A 19,059-nucleotide genomic window follows, 5' to 3' on the forward strand; every position below is an offset into this window, starting at 1 on the left:
TCTCTGTGAGTTCGTGGCATCAATTGGCATTCATTCGAATGCCGCCGTCGAGCCGGATCACTTCCCCATTGAGATAACGGTTCTCGAGGATCTGGCGCACCAGCGAGGCGTATTCCTCGGCGTGGCCCATCCGCATGGGAAACGGCACCTTGGCGTTGAGGCCGTCGCGTACCTCGGCGGGCATGCCTTGCATCATCGCGGTGTCGAAGATGCCGGGGGCGATGGCCATGACACGAATACCGGAGGCCGCCAGTTCGCGGGCGGCGGGCAGTGTCAGCCCGACCACGCCAGCCTTGGAGGCGGCGTAGGCAGCCTGGCCGATCTGGCCTTCGAACGCGGCTATCGACGCCGTATTGATCACCACGCCGCGCTCGCCGTCGTTGTCGATAGAGACGCCGTCATTCGAAGCCCTGTCCTGCATCGCGGCTACCGCCAGACGCAGCATGTTGAAGGTGCCGACAAGATTGATATCGATGGCGCGGCGGAAACTGTCGAGACCGTGCATGCCGCGCTTGCCGTGGATCTTCTCTGCTGGCGCGATGCCGGCGCAGTTGATCAGCCCGTGCAGAGCGCCGAACCGCTCGAGCGTGTCGGCGATCGCCCGCTCGCCATCGGCTTCGCGGGTCACGTCCGCCTGCAGGGCCAGCGCCGTCTTGCCGAGCGCGTCCGCCTGGCTGCGGGCCGCTTCGATATCCTGATCGACCAGCGCCACGTTGGCGCCGGCCTCGATCAACATCCGTGCCGTGGCGGCGCCCAACCCGGAGCCGCCGCCGGTGACGAGGAAAGTGCGTTCAGCCAGTTGCATGAGTCGGCTCCTTATCGGCAGGCCGATCGACGAGATCGCGCAGTGGATGGCCATCGCAATCCCACGGGGAAACGAAGCAGGCCTGGATATCGGCGTCGGGTACTTCGCCGTGCATGTGCTGCCATCGGGGGTTCCGGTCCTTGTCGATCAATAGCGCCCTGACGCCTTCGGCGAGATCGCCCCGGGCGGCGCAGGCGAGCGAGAGATTCAGCTCCTGGCGCAGCACCTCGGCCAGTGACAGCCGTCGGCAGCGAGACAACTGACGCAGGATCAGTCGGGCCGAGAGCGGGGACCCGGCGGCCAGATTTTTCGCCGCCCAAGCGATCCACGGGTCGTCATCGCTGCCGGCGTCGATGACCCGGCGAATCAGCGTCGCGTCGTTATCGGCATCGGTCAGCGAGTCGAGAGTATCGAGCCGTGGCTGGACCTCGGGCGGTGGCGCTTGCTCGCGATTGGCGGCGGCGTGTTGCCGCAGCACGCGGCCCACGGCGAGAGCGGGCTCGCGCCAGTCTGCCTGGCGCAGATCATCGATCACGGCCTCTCGACGTGTGTCGTCGATCAAGCGGTCGGCAAGACCGACGAACAGCGCGTCGCTGGCGTTGAGTCGGGCGCCGGTCAACCCCAGGAACAAGCCGCTGCGGCCGGGCATGCGATTCAGAAACCAGCTGGCGCCGACGTCCGGATAGAGCCCGATGGTGATCTCCGGCATCGCCAGCATCGAACGCGGCGTGACCACACGATGCGAGGCACCGGCCATGAGGCCGATACCACCGCCCATGACGATGCCATCGCCCCAGGCGATGACAGGCTTGGGGTAGCCGTGGAGGATGTGATCGAGGCGATACTCGTGACTGAAATAGCGCGCCACGAAACTCTCGTCGTTTCGATGCTCGGCGGCGTCCGGGACGTGGCCGGCCTGGCCGTCGACAATGGCACGATGCAGCGTGACCACATCGCCGCCGGCGCAGAAGGCCTTGTCGCCGGCGCCTTCCAGCCAGACGGCCACGATGGAGGGTTCCGCGGCCCAGGCATCGAGCCGTGACTGCAGGCCGTCGATCATCTCGAGCGTCAGCGCATTGAGGCTCCTGGGCGCGTCGAGCGTCACTCTGCCGATGCGGTGGCCGTCGGCGGTGGCCAAGGTCTCTAAATGAAGAGAGTCGAATCGGACCGGGTCGCTCATGACTCATTTCCGCCCGATTTTGATGTTTCGTGCTCGGTCGCCCCGGAATCGAGCCTCCAGCGGGGCTCGCGCTTGTCGAGGAAGGCGCCGATGCCCTCGGTGGGCGCGTCGGTGTCGAACAGCTCCAGGAACAGCTCGCGCTCCATCCGGTAGCCGCTGGGCAGATCTTGGTGACGGGCGTTCATGATCAGGCGCTTGCAGCGCGCCAGCGCCTCCGGGCTCTGCTGCGTGCTGTTGGCGGCCAAGGCGAGCGCGGCTTCCAGCGCGGTGCCGGTGTCGACGACTTCTTCCACCAGGCCGATGGCGAGCGCGCGTTCGGCATCGATGCGCTCGCCGCACAGAATCATGCGCTTGGCCCAGCCTTCGCCCACCAGCCACGGCAGATGCTGGGTACCGCCGGCGCAGGGCAAAAGACCCACCTTGGCCTCGGGCAGCGCCAGCTGCGCCTGGCGTTCGGCGATACGAATATCGCACGCCAGCGCGCATTCGAGTCCGCCACCCATGGCGTAACCGTTGATCGCGGCGATACTGACGCCCCGATAGGCGCCGAGTGCCTCGAACGCCCGGCCGAAGCGGGTCGCCATTTCCAGCGCCGCGGGCTTGCCGCCTTCGCTGAAGCGCTTGAGATCGGCCCCGGCGGAAAAGAACCGGTCTCCTGCACCGACGACCACCAGCGCCTGGATCTCGGGGTCGGCGTTGAGCGCCTCGATGTGATGCTCCAGCGCGGTCAGCGAGGCCTCGTGCCAGGTATTGGCGGGCGGGTTGTCGATGGTGATCAGCGCCACCGCGCCGCGTCGTTCGAGGTGCAGACCGGTGTTAGTGGCGTCGTCGTGGGATGAAGAGTCGTGATCGGTCGTCATGACAGATTCTCCAGGTCGTCCTTGGCCAGCAGTCGGCGAGCTACCACCAGGCGCATGATTTCGTTGGTGCCCTCGAGAATCTGATGGACCCGGCAGTCGCGAACGTGGCGCTCCAGCGGGTAGTCGCGCAGATAGCCGTAGCCGCCATGAAGCTGCAGCGCGTCGTTGCAGATCGAGAAGCCTTCGTCGGTGGCGAAGCGTTTGGCCATGGCGCAGTAGAGTGCGGCGTCGGGATCGTTGCGGTCCAGCTTGCTGGCGGCCAGCCGCACCATCTGGCGCGCCGCGACGAGCTGCGTGGCCATGTCGGCGAGCTTGAACTGCAGTGCCTGGAAACTGGCCAGCGGCTTGCCGAACTGTTCCCGCGTCTCGATATAGCGATGTGCGGTTTCCAGCGCGGCCTGGGCCGTGCCCACTGAGCAGGTGGCGATATTGATGCGCCCGCCGTCCAGCGCCTGCATGGCGATCCGGAAGCCTTCGCCTTCTTCCCCCAGGCGATGGTCAGCCGGCACGCGCACGCCGTCGAAGCTGACGGCTCGGGTCGGTTGGCTGCGCCAGCCCATCTTCTCCTCGTGCTTGCCGTACTCGATGCCGGGGGTGTCCGCCGGTACCGCGAAGGCGGAAATCCCATCGGCGCCGCTGTCCGGCTCGCCGGTGCGTGCCATGACCACCAGCAGATGCGTACTGCCGGCGCCGGAGATGAACATCTTGCTGCCATCGATGACATAGCCGTCTTGATCGCCGTCGCCATCACGACGTGCCCGCGTTCGCAGCGCCGCGGCGTCGGAGCCGGCGCCGGGTTCGGTCAGGCAGTAGGAGCCCAGCTTCTCGCCGGTGATCATGGCCGGCAGCCAGGCCTCGCGCACGGCGTCCGTGGCGTAGCGGGAGAGAATCCCGTTGACCATATTGTGGATGGTCAGAAAAGCGGTGGTGGTGGTGCAGCCCTTGGCCAGCTCCTCGATGATCAGGGTGGCATCGAGCCGACTCAGCCCCAGGCCACCGTGAGCCTCGGGGATATAGAGCCCGCAGAAGCCCATCTCGCCAGCGCGGCGCAACGTTTCCACGGGAAAGACGCTGTTGGCGTCCCATTCGGCGGCATTGGGCGCCAGTTCGCGCCGGGAAAACTGGCGTGCCGCTTCCCGGTAGGCCAACTGATCGTCGTCGAGTTCGAAATTCATGACGAAGGGATTTCCATCGCTGAGGGGGTTCGGGTTCGATAAACGTCTTTTGACGTGCCACGCCTTGTAGGCCTGGGGCACATACCATCTTCCAGTTCTAGCGATGCCTTCCGCGCTGCCACAATTGGACCTAATGCTCAAAGACCAAGGTCGGATGGCGACAAGTTGACATTAACGTCAAGGTCACATGTTGAAGCGACTGCCGAAATCGGTCGGTTTCCGACCTGTCGACTGGCGAGGCAGGGCGGTTCCCAGGCAAGAGAAAAGTGAAAGAAAGAGTGGAAGAAAGAGTGAAAGAGCGGCTCACGAGGCGGCTCCTACCCCGGTCATCGATCTCAGGAAGCATCCGATGAAGACGACCCGATCCACGGTGAAGCCGGTGCACAAGCCGATCTTTGCCAACGGCGACGACATCCAGATCCCCGTTTTTACCCAGCTCAAACCCGATGGCACCGTTTACGCCGATGCCGGGCCGAGCTCCCTCGACCAGGCCACGGCGCGGCGCATCTATCGCGCGATGCTCTACACCCGCGTGCTCGATGAACGCATGCTGGCGGCCCAGCGCCAGGGGCGGCTCAGCTTCTACATGCAGTGCACCGGCGAGGAGGCAGCGGTGATCGGCAGCACCGCGGCGCTGGACGATGCCGACATGATCATGGCGCAGTACCGTGAGCAGGGGGCGCTGGCCTACCGTGGCTTCACCACCGATGAGTTCATGGATCAGCTGTTCGGCAACGAGCGCGACACGGCCCACGGCCGTCAGATGCCGATTCACTACGGCTCGCGAGATCTCTACTACCTGACGATTTCTTCCCCACTGGCGACCCAGATTCCCCAGGCCACCGGCTACGCCTATGGCCAGAAGCTGGCCGGCAAGGGCAACTGCACGCTGACGATCTTCGGCGAAGGCGCGGCCTCGGAAGGGGATTTTCATGCCGCGCTCAACATGGCATCGGTGCACAAGGTCCCGGTGATCTTCCTGTGTCGCAACAACGGCTATGCCATCTCCACGCCGGTCGCCGAGCAGTTCGCCGGCGATGGTATCGCTGCTCGCGCTTTCGGCTATCGCATGCAGTCGATCCGCGTCGACGGCAACGACATCCTGGCGATGTACGAGGCGACTCGCGAAGCGCGCCGGCTGGCGGTGGAGCACAACGAACCGGTATTGATCGAGGCGATGACCTATCGTCTGGCGGCCCACTCTTCCTCCGATGACCCTTCCGGCTATCGCAGCAAGAAGGAAGAGGAGGCGTGGCACAAGAAAGATCCGCTGCGCCGCATGCAGCGCTGGCTGATCGACCGTGGCTGGTGGAACGAGGACGAGGAACGCGAACTGACCGAGTCGCTGCGTCGGGAGGTGCTGGAAACCATGAAACAGGCGGAGAAACGCCGCCCGCCGGCACTCGGGACGTTGGTCAGCGACGTCTATGCCGAGACACCACCGCTATTGCGCGAGCAGTTCGAGGCGCTCGAGGCGCATATCCGACGTCATCCCGAGACCTATCCCAGAAGCGCGCCGTGGCTGGACGACGACAGCGCGACGGAGGGCTGGGCATGAGCCGAATGAATCTGCTCCAGGCGGTCAACAACGCGCTGGATACTGCCATGGCGGCCGATGAACGCGTGCTCTGCTTCGGCGAGGACGTGGGTATTTTCGGCGGTGTGTTCCGCGCCACCAGCCATCTGCAAGAAAAATACGGCCGCGCCCGCTGCTTCAATACGCCGCTGGTGGAGCAGGGCATCATCGGCTTCGCCAACGGCCTGGCCGCGCAGGGTTCGGTACCGGTCGCCGAAATCCAGTTCGCCGATTACATCTATCCGGCGTTCGATCAGTTGGTGAACGAGACCGCCAAGTTTCGCTATCGCTCCGGCAATCTGTTCGATGTCGGCGGCCTCACCGTTCGGGCGCCCTACGGCGGTGGCATCGCCGGTGGCCACTATCACTCACAGTCGCCGGAGGCCTATTTCGCGCATACACCGGGGCTGACGGTGGTGGTGCCGCGCAATCCCCATCAGGCCAAGGGGCTGTTGCTGGCCTCGATCCGCTCGCCGGATCCGGTGATTTTTTTCGAGCCCAAGCGCCTCTATCGCGCTTCGGTGGGTGAGGTACCCGACGAGGACTACGAATTGCCGCTGCGTCAGGCGGAGGTGATCAAGGAAGGTAACGACATCACGCTGCTGGCCTGGGGCGCGCAGATGGAAGTGATCGAACAGGCCGCCGAGATGGCCGAGAAGGAGGGCGTCTCCTGCGAGCTGATCGATCTGCGCACGATCGTGCCATGGGATATCGAAATCGTGGTGCAGTCCGTGCTCAAGACCGGGCGCCTGATCGTCAGCCACGAGGCGCCGCTGACCGGGGGATTCGCCAGCGAAATCGCGGCGACGATCCAGAGCCGCTGCTTCCTCTACCTGGAGTCGCCGATCGAACGGGTTACCGGGCTCGATACGCCGTTCCCGCTGACGCTCGAGAAGGAGTACATGCCGGGGCCGTTGAAGGTACTCGATGCCATCCACCGCACGATGGGCTTTTAGGAGGGTGAGATGAGCGACTTTCTACTGCCCGATATCGGTGAAGGCATCGTCGAATGTGAAGTGGTCAAGTGGCTGGTCAGCGAGGGCGATATCATCGCCGAGGATCAGCCCGTCGCCGAGGTCACCACCGACAAGGCGCCGGTGGAAATTCCCGCGCCCCAGGCCGGTCGCGTGACACGGCTCTATTATCGCGAAGGTGAAACGGCGCGGGTTCACGCGCCGCTGTTTGCTATCGAGAGCGTCGGGGATAGCCCCCGATCCGGCTCCGGCGATCGATCCGATCCAGATACCCGTTCTCATCACGACGCCCGGCCACCCGAACCGATCGCCGCCACGCCTGAAGACGAGGCGCTGCAGCCGCCCGCACCGGACACCGATAGAGAAGCGACGACGAAGGATTTCATCCTGCCTGATCTGGGCGAGGGCATTGTCGAGTGCGAGGTGGTGGCATGGCGCGTCGCGGAGGGCGACGAGATCGCCGAAGATCAGCCGGTGGTCGAAGTCAGCACCGACAAGGCGGTGATGGAGATCACCGCGCCGGAAGCGGGGCGAATGGTGCGCCATTACTGTCAGCTCGACGAGATCGCCAGGGTGCATTCGCCGCTGTTCGCCTACGTACCGCAGGTCAGCGACGACAGTCGCGATTCAGCCGATGCTGACTTAGCGTCAGCTCCAGCCGGTATTGTTCCACGTGAAACCACAGCGACCCGGGGGGATGACGAGACTTCGGGGGTATCGCAGCCAGTCATTGGCTTATCCTCATCGAATGCTGGCCGCCAACGGATTCCGGCCAGCCCGGCCGTACGCCGTCGAGTGCGCGAGCTCGGCGTGCGCCTCGAGGAGATCCCCGGCAGCGGCAAGGATGGCCGGGTGCTCAAGGAAGACGTATTGGCGTTTCGGCAGGAACAGGAGAAGCGCCAAGAACAGCGCCACGCGGAATCGCAGAATTCACAGCCGAAAGTTGCAACGTTGGTGAGTGGAACGCTGGCGTCAGACGCCGCTTCCGAAGAACGGATCGAACCGCTGCGCGGCGTCCGCGCGGTGATGGCCCGGCGGATGAGCGAGGCGGCGTCGACGATCCCCCACTTCGCCTACGGCGAAGAGTTCGACGTTACCGAGCTGCTGGCATTGCGGGAACGGCTCAAGGGTGATTTCGAGGCCCGCGGCGAGCGGCTGACGTTGATGCCGTTGTTGATGAAGTCGCTGGCGCTGGCCGTGGCGGAGTTCCCGCTACTCAACTGCCGGCTCAATCCGGCAGCCGACGCCATTCACTACCAGACCTCGTGCAATATCGGGATGGCGGTGGATAGCGCCAGCGGCCTGCTGGTACCCAACGTCAAGCACGTCGAGGGATTGAGTCTGCGCGAGGTGGCCGCCGAGGTGGAGCGGCTGACCCGAGCGGCTCGTGACGGGCGAGTCGAACCGGCCGATCTCAAGGGCGGCACGATCAGTATCTCCAACATCGGCGTGCTGGGCGGCACCTACGCCATGCCGATCATCAACGCGCCGGAGGTGGCGATCGTCGCCCTCGGCCGAGTCCAGCGTCTGCCGCGTTTCGCGGAAGATGGGTCGGTGGTCTCTCGGGCGATCATGACCGTGACCTGGTCCGGCGATCACCGGGTGCTGGATGGCGGGACCATGGCGCGTTTCTGCAACCGCTGGAAGGGGTATCTGGAAGGGCCGGAGACGATGCTGGTAGATTTGCACTGAGTCGGAGCGGATAGCCATGACCGAGCCGACGGAGCTGCAGCAGTTCTACATTCCCGAGGAGCAGTCGGTCTATCTGCTCAGCCAGAGCCAGGCCCGGCAGCTGCGCGAATGGATCGAACGCTGCCGTCATCAGCTCGCCCAGGTCGGCTACCGGGAGGTCGAACTTGTCGGCAAGGGCGCCTATGGTTTCGTCTTTGCGGGTATCGATAGCGCCGGCGACAGCCACGTCTTCAAGTTCACTCGTCAGAATCTACCGACTTCGTTTCACGAGCGCCTCGAGGAAGAGGCGTTCATGCTCGAACAGGTGGATCATCCCCGCGTGCCTCGGTTGATCGCCTATCGCACTCTGCGTCACCAGGCGATGCTGGTGATGGCGCGTGCCCCGGGCATCAACCTGGAGGAGTTTTCGCTGCGCCAGGGTCGGCTGACGACGCGGCTGGTGATCGGGATCGCCACGCAGCTGGCCGACATCCTGCGCGCGCTGCGCCACGAATCCGCCGAAGGCCGGCTCGTGGTACACGGGGACATCAAACCTTCCAATCTGATGTTCGATCCCCTCACCGAGCAGATCGCACTGATCGACTGGGGCTCCTCGGTCTTCGCTCAGCTCGATGCCGAGGGGCAGTTCCTGTCGCGTAACGTGATGGAGCTGATGTCCGCCGATATTCAGCACACCAACGCCCGCATGGGCGATGTCTATTACATCGGCGAGGAGCAGTTGAACGGTGCGCTATCGTCGCCGCGCTTCGACGAACAGGGCGCCGCCGCGACGCTCTATGCCCTTGCTACCGCACAGTCCAGCCGCTTCGGACATGAGACGATCCCGGCAACCTCGCTGGATTTGCCGATCGAGTTCGCCCGGATACTGGATGCCATGCTTAGCGACGACGCCGCGCTGCGTCGCCGGGCCGGAGATTATTTTCTCCAGCACATGCCGCGCATCGCCCGCACCCTCATCCGCGAACCGGTGGCTGCGCCGGAAATTCCGCTGGTGCCGGTCTGGGTGCGTTCGCTGGAGCAGGAAATCGAGACGGTGATCTACAGTTCGCGCAAGGCGTTTCTGCGTGACGATCATCGCCAGGATGACGCGCGCGATGACACCCTGAGCGCGATCAATGATGTTCAGCTCGATCGCTACTACAAGCATTTCATGCAGGGCATGGGCGATCTCGAGAAGGCTTTCCTGGTGGCAGTGGGGCGACTGGGCAAGTATCCGGTGGTGGGTGGCCTGGCGGTGCGCTGGAGCGACGCCGGCGTCGAGTTCGACACCACGCTGAGTCTCAACGAGCCCTCGCTCCGGACGGCCTTCGTCGCGGCGGTGAACAACATGATCACCCTGGCCCGGTCGATTCGCCGCCGCGATGGGGTGTTCAAGGCGTGCCTGTTCAACGCCCGGCGCACCCTGCACGTCGATCGCGACGATGCCTCGCAGCCCTTCGTGCCCGATGCCGATTGCGTGATTCCCTACGAGGTCAGCCCCACGCCGGAACTGGAAGACGCCAGCCGCGAACACTCCTACTTCGAGGACGGCCCGGACCCCGAGGAGTTCCTGCGGCTGCCGACGGTGATGATCGAGGCGCTGTCGCGGCTCAATGCCATCCATCACACCGGCATGATCATCTTCGAGGCCTTGCCGACCCACTTGAAGATCCACAGCTACTATCGCCTGCTCGATCCGGCACGGGAGAACGAGTTCCGCGCCTGTCTGGAGACGCTGCTGGCGGCGGTGCCGCAGATCGATGGCCTCGGCGTCTCCGGATACATGAAGATGCCGTACAAGAACACCCGGCATTTCGCGCATCGAACAAGGCTGGCCGAGCCCCGAGCGTGACCCGCCCGCCCCGGGGGCAGCGAGGTCGGGGTGGGGAGTTCGATGAGATCCGGCGATTTGTGCGCGATCGTTGCGTTTTCGAGACTTTTTTCACCCCATTTGGCCGTTTTTATGGCGGAACCAGGGATGAAACGGATTCGAGCCGTTATAATTCGCGCCGACAAGAGAAGCCCTCAGGCGTGACTGACGCCCGTCATGCAGCGCTACGGGCTTCCGACAACAGCAATACTCGATGGTGAATTCATGGCCAAGCAATCCCATACCCATGCGCAGTGGTCCTCCCGTACGGCGTTCGTTCTGGCGGCGACCGGTTCGGCCGTGGGCCTCGGCAATATCTGGAAGTTCCCCTACATGGTGGGCGACAGCGGCGGTGCGGTCTTCGTGCTCGTCTATCTGGTCTGTATCGCGCTGATCGGCCTGCCGATACTGGTCTCCGAATGGCTGCTGGGACGGCGCGGGCAGGCCAACCCGATCAACACCATGCAGAAGCTCGGCCGTGATTCGAAGCTGTCTCCCGACTGGGTGCTGGTGGGGATCGCCGGCGTGCTGGGCTCGTTCCTGATCCTGTCGTTCTACAGCGTCGTCGGCGGCTGGTCGCTCAACTACACCTGGAGCACGCTGACCGGCGACCTGGGTAAATCCAGCGGGGTCGACGTCGGCGATTACTTCACCACGCTGCTGGGTCAGCCGGGCACGCTGCTGTTCTGGCATACGCTGTTCATGTTGATCACGTTCGGGATCGTCGCCGGCGGCGTCAAAGGCGGCCTGGAGCGGGCGGCCAAATGGCTGATGCCGCTGTTGATCGTCGCGCTGGTCGGTCTGGTCGGTTTCGGCGCAACCACTAGCGGCTTCGGCGAAGCGGCCAGGTTCATGTTCTCGCCCGACTGGAGCAAGCTCAACGGTGGCGTCGTTCTCGCCGCGTTGGGTCACGCCTTCTTCACGCTGTCGCTGGGGATGGGGATCATGATGGCGTACGGCTCCTACCTGGGTCAGGACGTCGACCTGATCAAGACGGCGCGCACCGTGGTGATTCTGGATACCGTCATTGCGCTGGGCGCCGGCATGGCGATCTTTCCGGTGGTGTTCGCCAATAACCTGGATCCGAGCGCGGGGCCGGGCCTGCTGTTCGTCACCCTGCCGTTGGCCTTCATCGACATGCCCTGGGGGCTGGTGTTCGGTACGGTGTTCTTTGCGCTGCTGACCGTGGCCGCGATCACCTCGGCGATCTCGCTGCTGGAGCCGGTGACGGAGTTTCTGGAAGAGCGTACGTCGCTGTCTCGGCTGGGTTCGGCGTTCGTCGCCGCGCTGGCGACCTGGTCACTGGGGATCGCGGCGCTGCTGGCGTTCAACGTCTGGTCAGGCTTCCAGCCGTTCGGCTTCAACGTCTTCGATCTGCTCGACGCGCTCACCAGCAAGCTGATGCTGCCGCTGACGGGGCTGGCCGCGATCGTCTTTACCGCCTGGTTCCTGGATAGCGAGGGTGTGAAGCAGGAGCTGGGTTTGGGGCCGAGGGGTCGGGTGCTGTGGCACTACGTATCGCGTTACGTGGCGCCGATCGGGGTGGTCGTGGTGTTCTTCAATAGCCTGTAGATCGTCGATCGCCTTGGCACGCTTCGACGCGTGACAGGGCTCTGCCGTCGGAGAGGGCTCCGACGGTTCAGGCAGCGGCCGCGGTTTTTTTCGAGCACGCGGCCGCTGATCGTTGAGGCCGGCGAAGCGAATGAGTGGTGAAAGAGTGGCGAAACGGTGGCGAAAGAGCGGACGGCTGCTTGTCAGCGATGCTTCTCCGGCTTTGCCACGGGTTTGCGCTACTCAGGCATCTCGGCGATCTCTTCCGCCAACTGGCGCTTTTCCTGACGCTGCTCGATACCGCGCCGGGCCTTGAGGTAGCGAACGGCGGCCCTGCGCTTGCGCTGTTCGTGCTCGCTGACCTCCAGCGTCATGAAAATGTCGATGATTTCGCTTTTCAGGGTGTGAAGATGTTCGACGGTCGTCATGCTCGAATCTCCTGGCATCTTCGGATCTGTCGGTTAGCACCCGACATGCATACTATGCCTAACATTACAAGAACGTGACGGTTAGCTTTTGTCATGCTTTCAACGTCGTTTGTCCCATGTGTCACCGACGCCATGAGTCGGGCATACTGAGCAACGAATTCCCTATCGAAACATAACGACACGAGACCGCCTGATGTCGCCATCCGAGGGCCAGCCATGAGCCGTTCCCTGTTCGATGAATTGCGCGTGCACATGGATCGCCTGCGCCGCTCCGAGCAGAAGGTGGCGCGCTTCGTGCTGCGCAACCCCGAAGAGGTGATCCTGATGCGGATCACCGATCTGGCCAGCGAGGCGCAGGTCAGCGAGCCGACGGTGGTGCGTTTCTGTCGCGCCATGGGCATGGCCGGGTTCCAGGAGTTCAAGCTCAAGCTGGCGCAGATGATGGCCAAGGGCAGCCAGTACGCCCAGTTCACCATGAACGACGGCGACAGCGTGGCCGAGTTCTCCCACGGTATCTTCGACAGCACCATCGAGACGCTCGAACAGGTCCGCGATCACCTGGACAACGAGGCGCTGGGCCGCGCGATTGCGGCGCTGGCGGTGGCCAATCGGGTCGAGTTCTACGGTTACGGCGCCTCGGGCATCGTCGCCGCCGATGCCCAGCACAAGTTCTTCCGGCTGCAGATCCAGACCTCGGCCTACTCCGATCCGCATTTGCAGGCGATGTCCGCCGCGACCCTGAAAGCGGGCGACGTGGTGGTGGCGATCTCCCAGACTGGCCGCACCCGGGCGCTGATCGCCAGCGCCAGGACGGCGGTCAAGGCCGGGGCGACCGTGATCGGCCTGTGCCCCAGCGATTCGCCGCTGGCCCGCGAGGTGACGTTGACATTGCCGGTCGACGTGCAGGAAGACACCGAAGTCTACATTCCCATGACCTCACGTATTGCCCATTTGCTGACCATCGACGTGCTCGCCGTCGGCGTGGCCAAGAATCGTGGCCCGCAGATCAGCGATCAGCTCAAGGCGATCAAACGCAGCCTGGGGTCGCTGAGGGTCTCCAACAACGTGTCATGACGGCTTCGTGACCGGAAAACGTCGCCTACGGGCGACGTTTTTTGTGTCTCGATTACTGTATATATAGACAGTAATCGTGTTCTGAGTGACACTGTCGGCAACGTTTCAACCGTCTCGGCCACCCTCATGTCGTCACTCGCTTCCCGCCGTTTCCGATGGATATTGCTGCCGCTGCCCGTTACGGGGGCCGGCCGATGAGCAGCCTGGAATCCCTGCTCGACAGCCGTCAGGTCTGGCGTGCCCAGGCGGGCGGCGTCAGCGACGGTGGCGAAGCGATTGCCAGCGGGCACGCCGAGCTAGACGAGCTATTGCCGGGTGGCGGCTGGCCGTCGGCCGCCATCAGCGAGCTGCTGTCGTCGGGGGCCGGCAACGGTGAGCTCGCCCTGCTGTGGCCGCTGCTTTCGCGGATGACCCGCGAGGGCCGGCCGGTGGTGCTGGTATCGCCACCGGGTGTGCCGTATCCGGCGGCGTGGCGGCAGGCGGGCGTGGCGCTCGAACAGTGTCACTGGCTGGATGTGCAGGGGCGCGAGGCGCTGTGGGCGACGGAGCAGTGTCTTCGTGCCGGCTGTTGCGCAGTCGTCGTCGCCTGGCTGCCGCAGGCCGATAGCCGTCTCATGCGCCGGCTGCAGGTGGCGGCGGCGAGCGGGAATACGCTGGCGTTCGTTCACCGGCCGCTGGCGAAAGTGTCCGAAGCCTCGCCAGCGCCACTGCGAATACGACTGCACCGGCATGCCGAGCTGGAGATCCTCAAGTGTCGCGGTGGCTTTGCCCCTGCGCGGCGAATCGCCTTCGGCGCCGGAGCGTGACGCCATGCGCTGGGTCTGCCTGCTGTTTCCGCGCCTGGCCCTGGAGGGTGCGCTGCGCCGCCGTCCCGATCCCGAGGCGCCGTTCGCGCTGATCGACGGGCCGGTACAGCGTCAATGCATTCGCGCTGCCAATCGCGCCGCGCGTAAGCAGGGCGTCAAGCCCGGGCAGGCGCTGGGTTTCGCCGAAGCGCTCTTCAATGCACCCGAACATGTGCAGGTTAATGCGCCGCTTTCCAAGGCGCCCGGACACGCGCACTTCAACGCGCCCGATGCCGCGCCAGATAGGGGTTCTCGATCCGGTTCGAGTCAGCGGCTCGAGACGGCACTCTTCGATGTCGAATCGGTGGAGCGCTGGCGCCGACGGTTAGCGACCTGGGCCTACGGCTTCAGCGCCCAGGTCAGCCTTCACTACCCGCATGCGCTGGTGTTCGAGGTCGCCAGCAGTCTCGACCTGCTGGGGCCGTGGCCGCGGCTGGAGACGAGGCTTCGCGCGGAACTCACCGCACTTGGTTTTTCGCATCGGCTGGTGATAGCCCCTAACCCGGCGGCGGCGCGAGTCCTGGTCAATGTCCACGACGGGCTGGCGGTGGACGACACCGGGCTGGAGTCGGCACTGGCAACGCTGCGTCTCGACCGCGCCGGGCTGGCGAGCATCGATGCCGATCGTGACATCCTGCAGACCCTGAATCGCAGCGGTTTCCAGCGGCTGGGCGAGCTGTTCGCCCTGCCGCGCAACGCCTTGGCCCGACGTTTCGGTGGCGGTCTGATGCGCCACCTGGCCGAACTGCGCGGGGAGTGGCCACTGGCGCTCGATTATCACCGCCCGACGCCGCGGTTTTCCCGCACCTTCGAATTCGACCAGCCGGTACATGCCATCGCCGGTCTGGCCTTTCCGCTCAAGCGGCTGTTGCAGGAGCTGGGCGTGTTTCTGATGGGGCAGGATGCGGGCGTCGAGCGCTTCTGTCTGACGTTCGAGCTGGAAGATGGCCCGCCGCAGCGCGTCGAGATCGGTCTGATATCGGTACAGCGCGATCCCGACACGCTGCTCGAACTCACCCGTGCTCATCTGGAGCGCATGCGTCTCGCTGGCCCGGTGATGACACTGACGCTCTCCGCCCCGCGATTGGCCGGCTATGCGCCGACTCGGCGGGAGTTGCTGGAAGGGCCGGCGCGTCAGGCCCAGGCCTGGGCCGCGCTTCACCAGCGTCTGGTCGCGCGGCTGGGGCAACCGGCACTCAAGCCGCTGGTGGAGCATCGCGAGCACCGGCCGGAAGCCGCGGTGCTCAACGGTGCCGGGCCGCGGGCGCGCGAAGCCTCGATCGGACCGCCGCGACCCGGCTGGCTGGCTAGCGTGCCGCAGCGCTGCGATGGTGACGTGGTGCAACTTTTAGCGGGGCCGGAGCGAATCGAAAGCGGCTGGTGGGACGGTGGGGACATTCGGCGCGACTACTACCTGGCCCAGTGGGCCGACGGTCGCCATGCCTGGGTCTGGTGCGAGCCGGAGCGGCAGGGCTGGTATCTGCACGGGTGGTTCGGATGAACGATGGCTTTTCATCGCAGCCCGACGCTGCCGCCTTATCGCGGCCCGACACTGCCGCTTCGGACGCCCGAAAAAGCCTGGGCGCGACACCGGGTGCGGCACTGGGTGCGGCACTGGGCACCGATAAAAAGCGCACCGATAAAAAGGGCGCCTGCAGGATCGACGCGAATTCGGGCGCCCGTGAGTCGACAGGCGCGGGTTCGGGCGCCCGTGAGTCGACAGGTGCATCTTCGGGCGCCTTTAGGATAGGCGTGGATTCGGACGCCTCCTATAGAAAACCCTACGCCGAGCTGCACTGCCTCTCCGCGTTCAGTTTCCAGCGCGGGGCTTCCACCGCGCATGAACTGTTCGAGCGCGCGGCTAGGCTCGGCTATCGCGCCCTGGCGATCACCGACGAGGCCACGCTGGCGGGCATCGTGCGCGGCTGGCAGGCGTCGCGGGAGCACGGTATCGATCTGGTCGTCGGCGCCGAGTTTCGCACCGAGTGCGGTATCAAGATCGTGTTGCTGGTAGAAAACCGGCGCGGCTACGAGGCGCTGTGCGGGTTGATTACCCGTGTCCGCGGTCGCGCGCCCAAGGGCGAGTATCGACTGATCGAAGCGGATCTCCGAGAGCTCGACGGCGGCGAGGGCCTGTTCGCGCTGTGGATCCCTGGAGCCGTACCGGATCAGGAGGTGGGCGAGAGGCTGGCCCGCGCCTTTCCCCGGCGGCTGTGGCTGGCGGTGGAACTCCACTACGGTTTCGACAATGGCTGCGACAACGCCGCGCGTTTGGCTCAACTGCAGGCCCTGGCTGAGACGCTGGGTATTCCGGCTCTGGCGGCGGGGGACGTTCACATGCATGCCCGGGGGCGGCGTGCGCTGCAGGATTGCCTCACCGCGATCCGCCACCATCAGAGCGTCTTCGAGGCCGGCGACGCTCTATTTCCCAACGGCGAGCGCCATCTCCGCAGCCGTGATGCGTTGTCCGCGATCTATCCCGCTGAGCTGATGGCAGAGAGCGCGGCGCTGGCAGTGCGCTGCGACTTCGATCTCGGCGAACTGAACTACACCTATCCGCATGAAGTGGTACCGGCCGGAAAGACACCGGCGGAGTGGCTGCGCGAGTTGACCGCCGAAGGTGGCGCCCGACGCTGGCCGGATGGCGTGCCGGAGAAGGTTGCCGGGCAGATCGACCATGAGCTCACGCTGATCGAAGAGCTCGGCTACGAGCACTACTTTCTCACCGTGCACGACATCGTCGACTTCGCGCGTCGCCAGCACATTCTGTGCCAGGGGCGCGGCTCGGCGGCCAACTCGTCGGTCTGTTACGCGCTGGGTATCACGTCCATCGATCCCTCGCAGTCATCACTGTTGTTCGAGCGCTTCATCTCCCGTGAGCGTGACGAGCCGCCGGATATCGATGTCGATTTCGAGCACGAACGCCGCGAAGAAGTGATTCAGTACGTCTTTCGCCGCTACGGCCGTCACCGCGCGGCGTTGACCGCCGTGGTCAGCCATTACCACGCTGCCGGGGCGATCCGCGATATCGGCCGGGCGCTGGGCTTCGCGCCGGAGCGCATCGATCAGTTGGCCCGCTGCGCCGGACGCTGGACGGACGTCATTCCTGACGAATCGCGACTCAGAGAGCAGGGCTTCGAGCCGCAAGAGCCGATGCTCAAACGCCTGCTGGTGCTGGCCGGCACGCTGGTCGGCTTTCCGCGCCATCTCTCTCAGCACCCGGGCGGGTTCGTGATTTCGGAGGCGTCGCTGCAGACGCTGGTGCCGGTGGAGAACGCCGCCATGCCCGATCGCACCGTGATTCAGTGGGACAAGGACGATCTCGATCTGGTCGGCCTGCTCAAGGTCGACGTACTGTCGCTGGGTATGCTGACGGTGCTGCGGCGCAGTTTCGATTTGCTCAAGCGACATAGAGGACTCGATTACGGGCTAGCGGATCTGCCACCTGACGACCCCGAGACCTACGCCATGATCCAGCGCGCCGACACGATAGGCGTGTTCCAGATCGAATCCCGCGCACAGATGGCGATGCTGCCGCGGCTCAAGCCGGCCAAGTTCTACGATCTGGTGATCGAAGTGGCGATCGTGCGCCCCGGGCCGATCCAGGGCGACATGGTTCATCCCTATCTCAAGCGGCGTAACGGCGAGGAACCGGTGACCTATCCTTCCGAGGCGGTCAAGGCGGTGTTCGAGCGCACGCTGGGCGTCCCGCTGTTTCAGGAGCAGGTGATGGCGCTGGCGATCGAAGCGGCCGGCTACAGCCCCGGCGAGGCCGACCAGTTGCGCCGTTCGATGGCCGCCTGGAAGCGTCACGGTGGGCTCGAACCTCATCGCCAGCGCATCGTCGAAGGCATGCTGGAGCGTGGCTACGAGCTGAGCTTCGCCGAGCGCATCTTCGAGCAGATCAAGGGTTTCGGCAGCTACGGTTTTCCCGAATCCCACGCCGCCAGTTTCGCGCTGTTGACCTACGCCAGCTGTTGGCTCAAGCGTCACGAACAGGCGATCTTCGCCTGCGCCTTGATCAACAGCTGGCCGATGGGCTTCTATTCGCCGGACCAGGTGCTGCAGGATGCCCGCCGTCACGGCGTCGAGGTGCGTCCGGTCGACATTCGCACCAGCCAGTGGGAAAGCACGCTGGAGCCCGGCCTGGGTAGCACCGAAGAACTGGCGATCCGGTTGGGCCTGCACATGATCAAGGGTCTTGCCGAGAGCGACGGCGAACGGCTGTTGGCGGCACGCGACACGCCCGGCTGCGACAGCGTCGAGCGTCTGGCGGCACGGTCTGGAATCAAACGGACGGTGCTCTCGCGGCTCGCCGATGCCGGAGCGCTGGAAGGGCTCGCGGGGGATCGTCATCGGGCGCGCTGGGCCACGGCCGGTATCGAGGATTCGCTGCCGCTGTTTGCCCAGGCTGACGTTGAGATCGTCACTGACGCTGAAGAGGAGGCACTGGTGTTGCCGGCCATCGAAGTGGGTGAAGCGATCAAGGCGGATTACGCCACGCTCGGCACCACGCTGGGACCGCATCCGATGTCGCTGCTGCGCCAGCGCTGCCACACGAACGGTATTCGGGGGCTGGGGGGTGTGGTGGATTCGAAACGCCTGGCCGATCTGCCGAGCGATATCGGCGTGGCGATTGCCGGACTGGTGGTCGGGCGACAGCGTCCCGGCTCTGCCAAGGGGGTGACTTTCCTCACCCTCGAGGACGAATTCGGCATGGTCAATGTCGTGGTCTGGCCGCATCTGGCCGTGCGCTACCGTCGTATCCTGCTGGAATCACGCTTGCTGCGGGTGAACGGCAAGCTGGAGAGTCAGGAAGGCGTGCGTCATATCATCGCCAAGCGTCTGACCGACCTTACCGGCCTGCTGGAAGGATTGAGCACGCGTAGTCGGGACTTTCATTGAAACAGGCTTCTCCGTCATGGCTCTGTTGTGGTGGCGGCGAGTGAGCACGGCGGCGTGGACTGGCAAAACGGCCGGATCCTGTGGTTAGGTAAGGAACCATTGTGCTACGCAACCGGTCTTCACTGTCATGCTTACGGCGGCGTAG

14 protein-coding genes are annotated in these 19,059 nt (G+C 64.7%); 9 read left to right on the plus strand and 5 right to left on the minus strand.

What is annotated here, in order from left to right; translation table 11 throughout:
- Nucleotides 1–19: 19 nt before the first annotated feature.
- The 4 genes from DOM27_RS01845 to DOM27_RS01860 are packed head-to-tail and all read right to left on the minus strand — an operon-like array spanning nt 20 to nt 4,020.
- On the minus strand, nt 20–805 hold the full coding sequence (locus DOM27_RS01845) for an SDR family NAD(P)-dependent oxidoreductase (RefSeq protein ID WP_110654358.1): 786 nt from the start codon (nt 803–805) through the stop codon (nt 20–22).
- Complete coding sequence (locus DOM27_RS01850; protein ID WP_110654359.1) at nt 792–1,985, minus strand: enoyl-CoA hydratase/isomerase family protein; 1,194 nt, start codon at nt 1,983–1,985, stop codon at nt 792–794. Before DOM27_RS01850 ends, DOM27_RS01845 begins: the two co-directional genes overlap by 14 nt.
- Nucleotides 1,982–2,845, minus strand: a complete 864-nt coding sequence (locus tag DOM27_RS01855; RefSeq protein ID WP_110654360.1) for an enoyl-CoA hydratase — start codon at nt 2,843–2,845, stop codon at nt 1,982–1,984. Before DOM27_RS01855 ends, DOM27_RS01850 begins: the two co-directional genes overlap by 4 nt.
- On the minus strand, nt 2,842–4,020 hold the full coding sequence (locus DOM27_RS01860) for an acyl-CoA dehydrogenase family protein (RefSeq protein WP_110654361.1): 1,179 nt from the start codon (nt 4,018–4,020) through the stop codon (nt 2,842–2,844). Before DOM27_RS01860 ends, DOM27_RS01855 begins: the two co-directional genes overlap by 4 nt.
- 349 nt (nt 4,021–4,369) lie before the next feature.
- Between DOM27_RS01860 and DOM27_RS01865 the strand changes: the two genes are divergently transcribed.
- The 5 genes from DOM27_RS01865 (at nt 4,370) to DOM27_RS01885 (ending at nt 11,683) form a co-directional block, all read left to right on the plus strand.
- Nucleotides 4,370–5,578, plus strand: a complete 1,209-nt coding sequence (locus DOM27_RS01865) for a thiamine pyrophosphate-dependent dehydrogenase E1 component subunit alpha (RefSeq protein WP_110654362.1) — start codon at nt 4,370–4,372, stop codon at nt 5,576–5,578.
- Nucleotides 5,575–6,552, plus strand: coding sequence for an alpha-ketoacid dehydrogenase subunit beta (locus DOM27_RS01870; RefSeq protein ID WP_110654363.1), 978 nt, complete (start codon nt 5,575–5,577; stop codon nt 6,550–6,552). The genes DOM27_RS01865 and DOM27_RS01870 overlap by 4 nt, the downstream gene beginning before the upstream one ends.
- 9 nt (nt 6,553–6,561) lie before the next feature.
- Complete coding sequence (locus tag DOM27_RS01875; protein WP_110654364.1) at nt 6,562–8,262, plus strand: dihydrolipoyllysine-residue acetyltransferase; 1,701 nt, start codon at nt 6,562–6,564, stop codon at nt 8,260–8,262.
- A 16-nt stretch (nt 8,263–8,278) separates the two neighbouring features.
- Nucleotides 8,279–10,093, plus strand: coding sequence for a protein kinase domain-containing protein (locus tag DOM27_RS01880; RefSeq protein WP_110654365.1), 1,815 nt, complete (start codon nt 8,279–8,281; stop codon nt 10,091–10,093).
- Nucleotides 10,094–10,336: 243 nt separating this feature from the next.
- Nucleotides 10,337–11,683: a sodium-dependent transporter gene (locus tag DOM27_RS01885; RefSeq protein ID WP_110654899.1), complete on the plus strand. Its 1,347-nt coding sequence runs from the start codon at nt 10,337–10,339 to the stop codon at nt 11,681–11,683.
- Nucleotides 11,684–11,901: 218 nt separating this feature from the next.
- Here the strand turns inward: DOM27_RS01885 and DOM27_RS01890 are convergent, their stop codons facing one another.
- Entirely contained in the window at nt 11,902–12,090 is a 189-nt protein-coding gene (locus DOM27_RS01890; RefSeq protein WP_110654366.1) for a PA3496 family putative envelope integrity protein, read from the minus strand.
- Nucleotides 12,091–12,306: 216 nt separating this feature from the next.
- Here DOM27_RS01890 and hexR point away from each other — a divergent pair, with 216 nt between their 5' ends.
- The 4 genes from hexR (at nt 12,307) to DOM27_RS01910 (ending at nt 18,914) form a co-directional block, all read left to right on the plus strand.
- Nucleotides 12,307–13,164 (plus strand): transcriptional regulator HexR, encoded by an 858-nt coding sequence (hexR, locus tag DOM27_RS01895; RefSeq protein WP_075561520.1) that lies wholly within the window; start codon nt 12,307–12,309, stop codon nt 13,162–13,164.
- Nucleotides 13,165–13,358: 194 nt separating this feature from the next.
- Nucleotides 13,359–13,970, plus strand: coding sequence for a translesion DNA synthesis-associated protein ImuA (imuA, locus tag DOM27_RS01900; protein WP_110654367.1), 612 nt, complete (start codon nt 13,359–13,361; stop codon nt 13,968–13,970).
- A complete protein-coding gene (locus tag DOM27_RS01905) occupies nt 13,924–15,510 on the plus strand; it encodes a Y-family DNA polymerase (protein WP_157956691.1) in 1,587 nt (528 codons plus the stop codon). The genes imuA and DOM27_RS01905 overlap by 47 nt, the downstream gene beginning before the upstream one ends.
- Nucleotides 15,507–18,914: an error-prone DNA polymerase gene (locus DOM27_RS01910; RefSeq protein WP_110654369.1), complete on the plus strand. Its 3,408-nt coding sequence runs from the start codon at nt 15,507–15,509 to the stop codon at nt 18,912–18,914. The genes DOM27_RS01905 and DOM27_RS01910 overlap by 4 nt, the downstream gene beginning before the upstream one ends.
- The last annotated feature ends 145 nt before the right edge of the window (nt 18,915–19,059 follow it).

This window comes from Salinicola halimionae (assembly GCF_003206065.1).
In the GTDB taxonomy this organism is placed as follows: Bacteria; Pseudomonadota; Gammaproteobacteria; order Pseudomonadales; family Halomonadaceae; genus Salinicola; species Salinicola halimionae.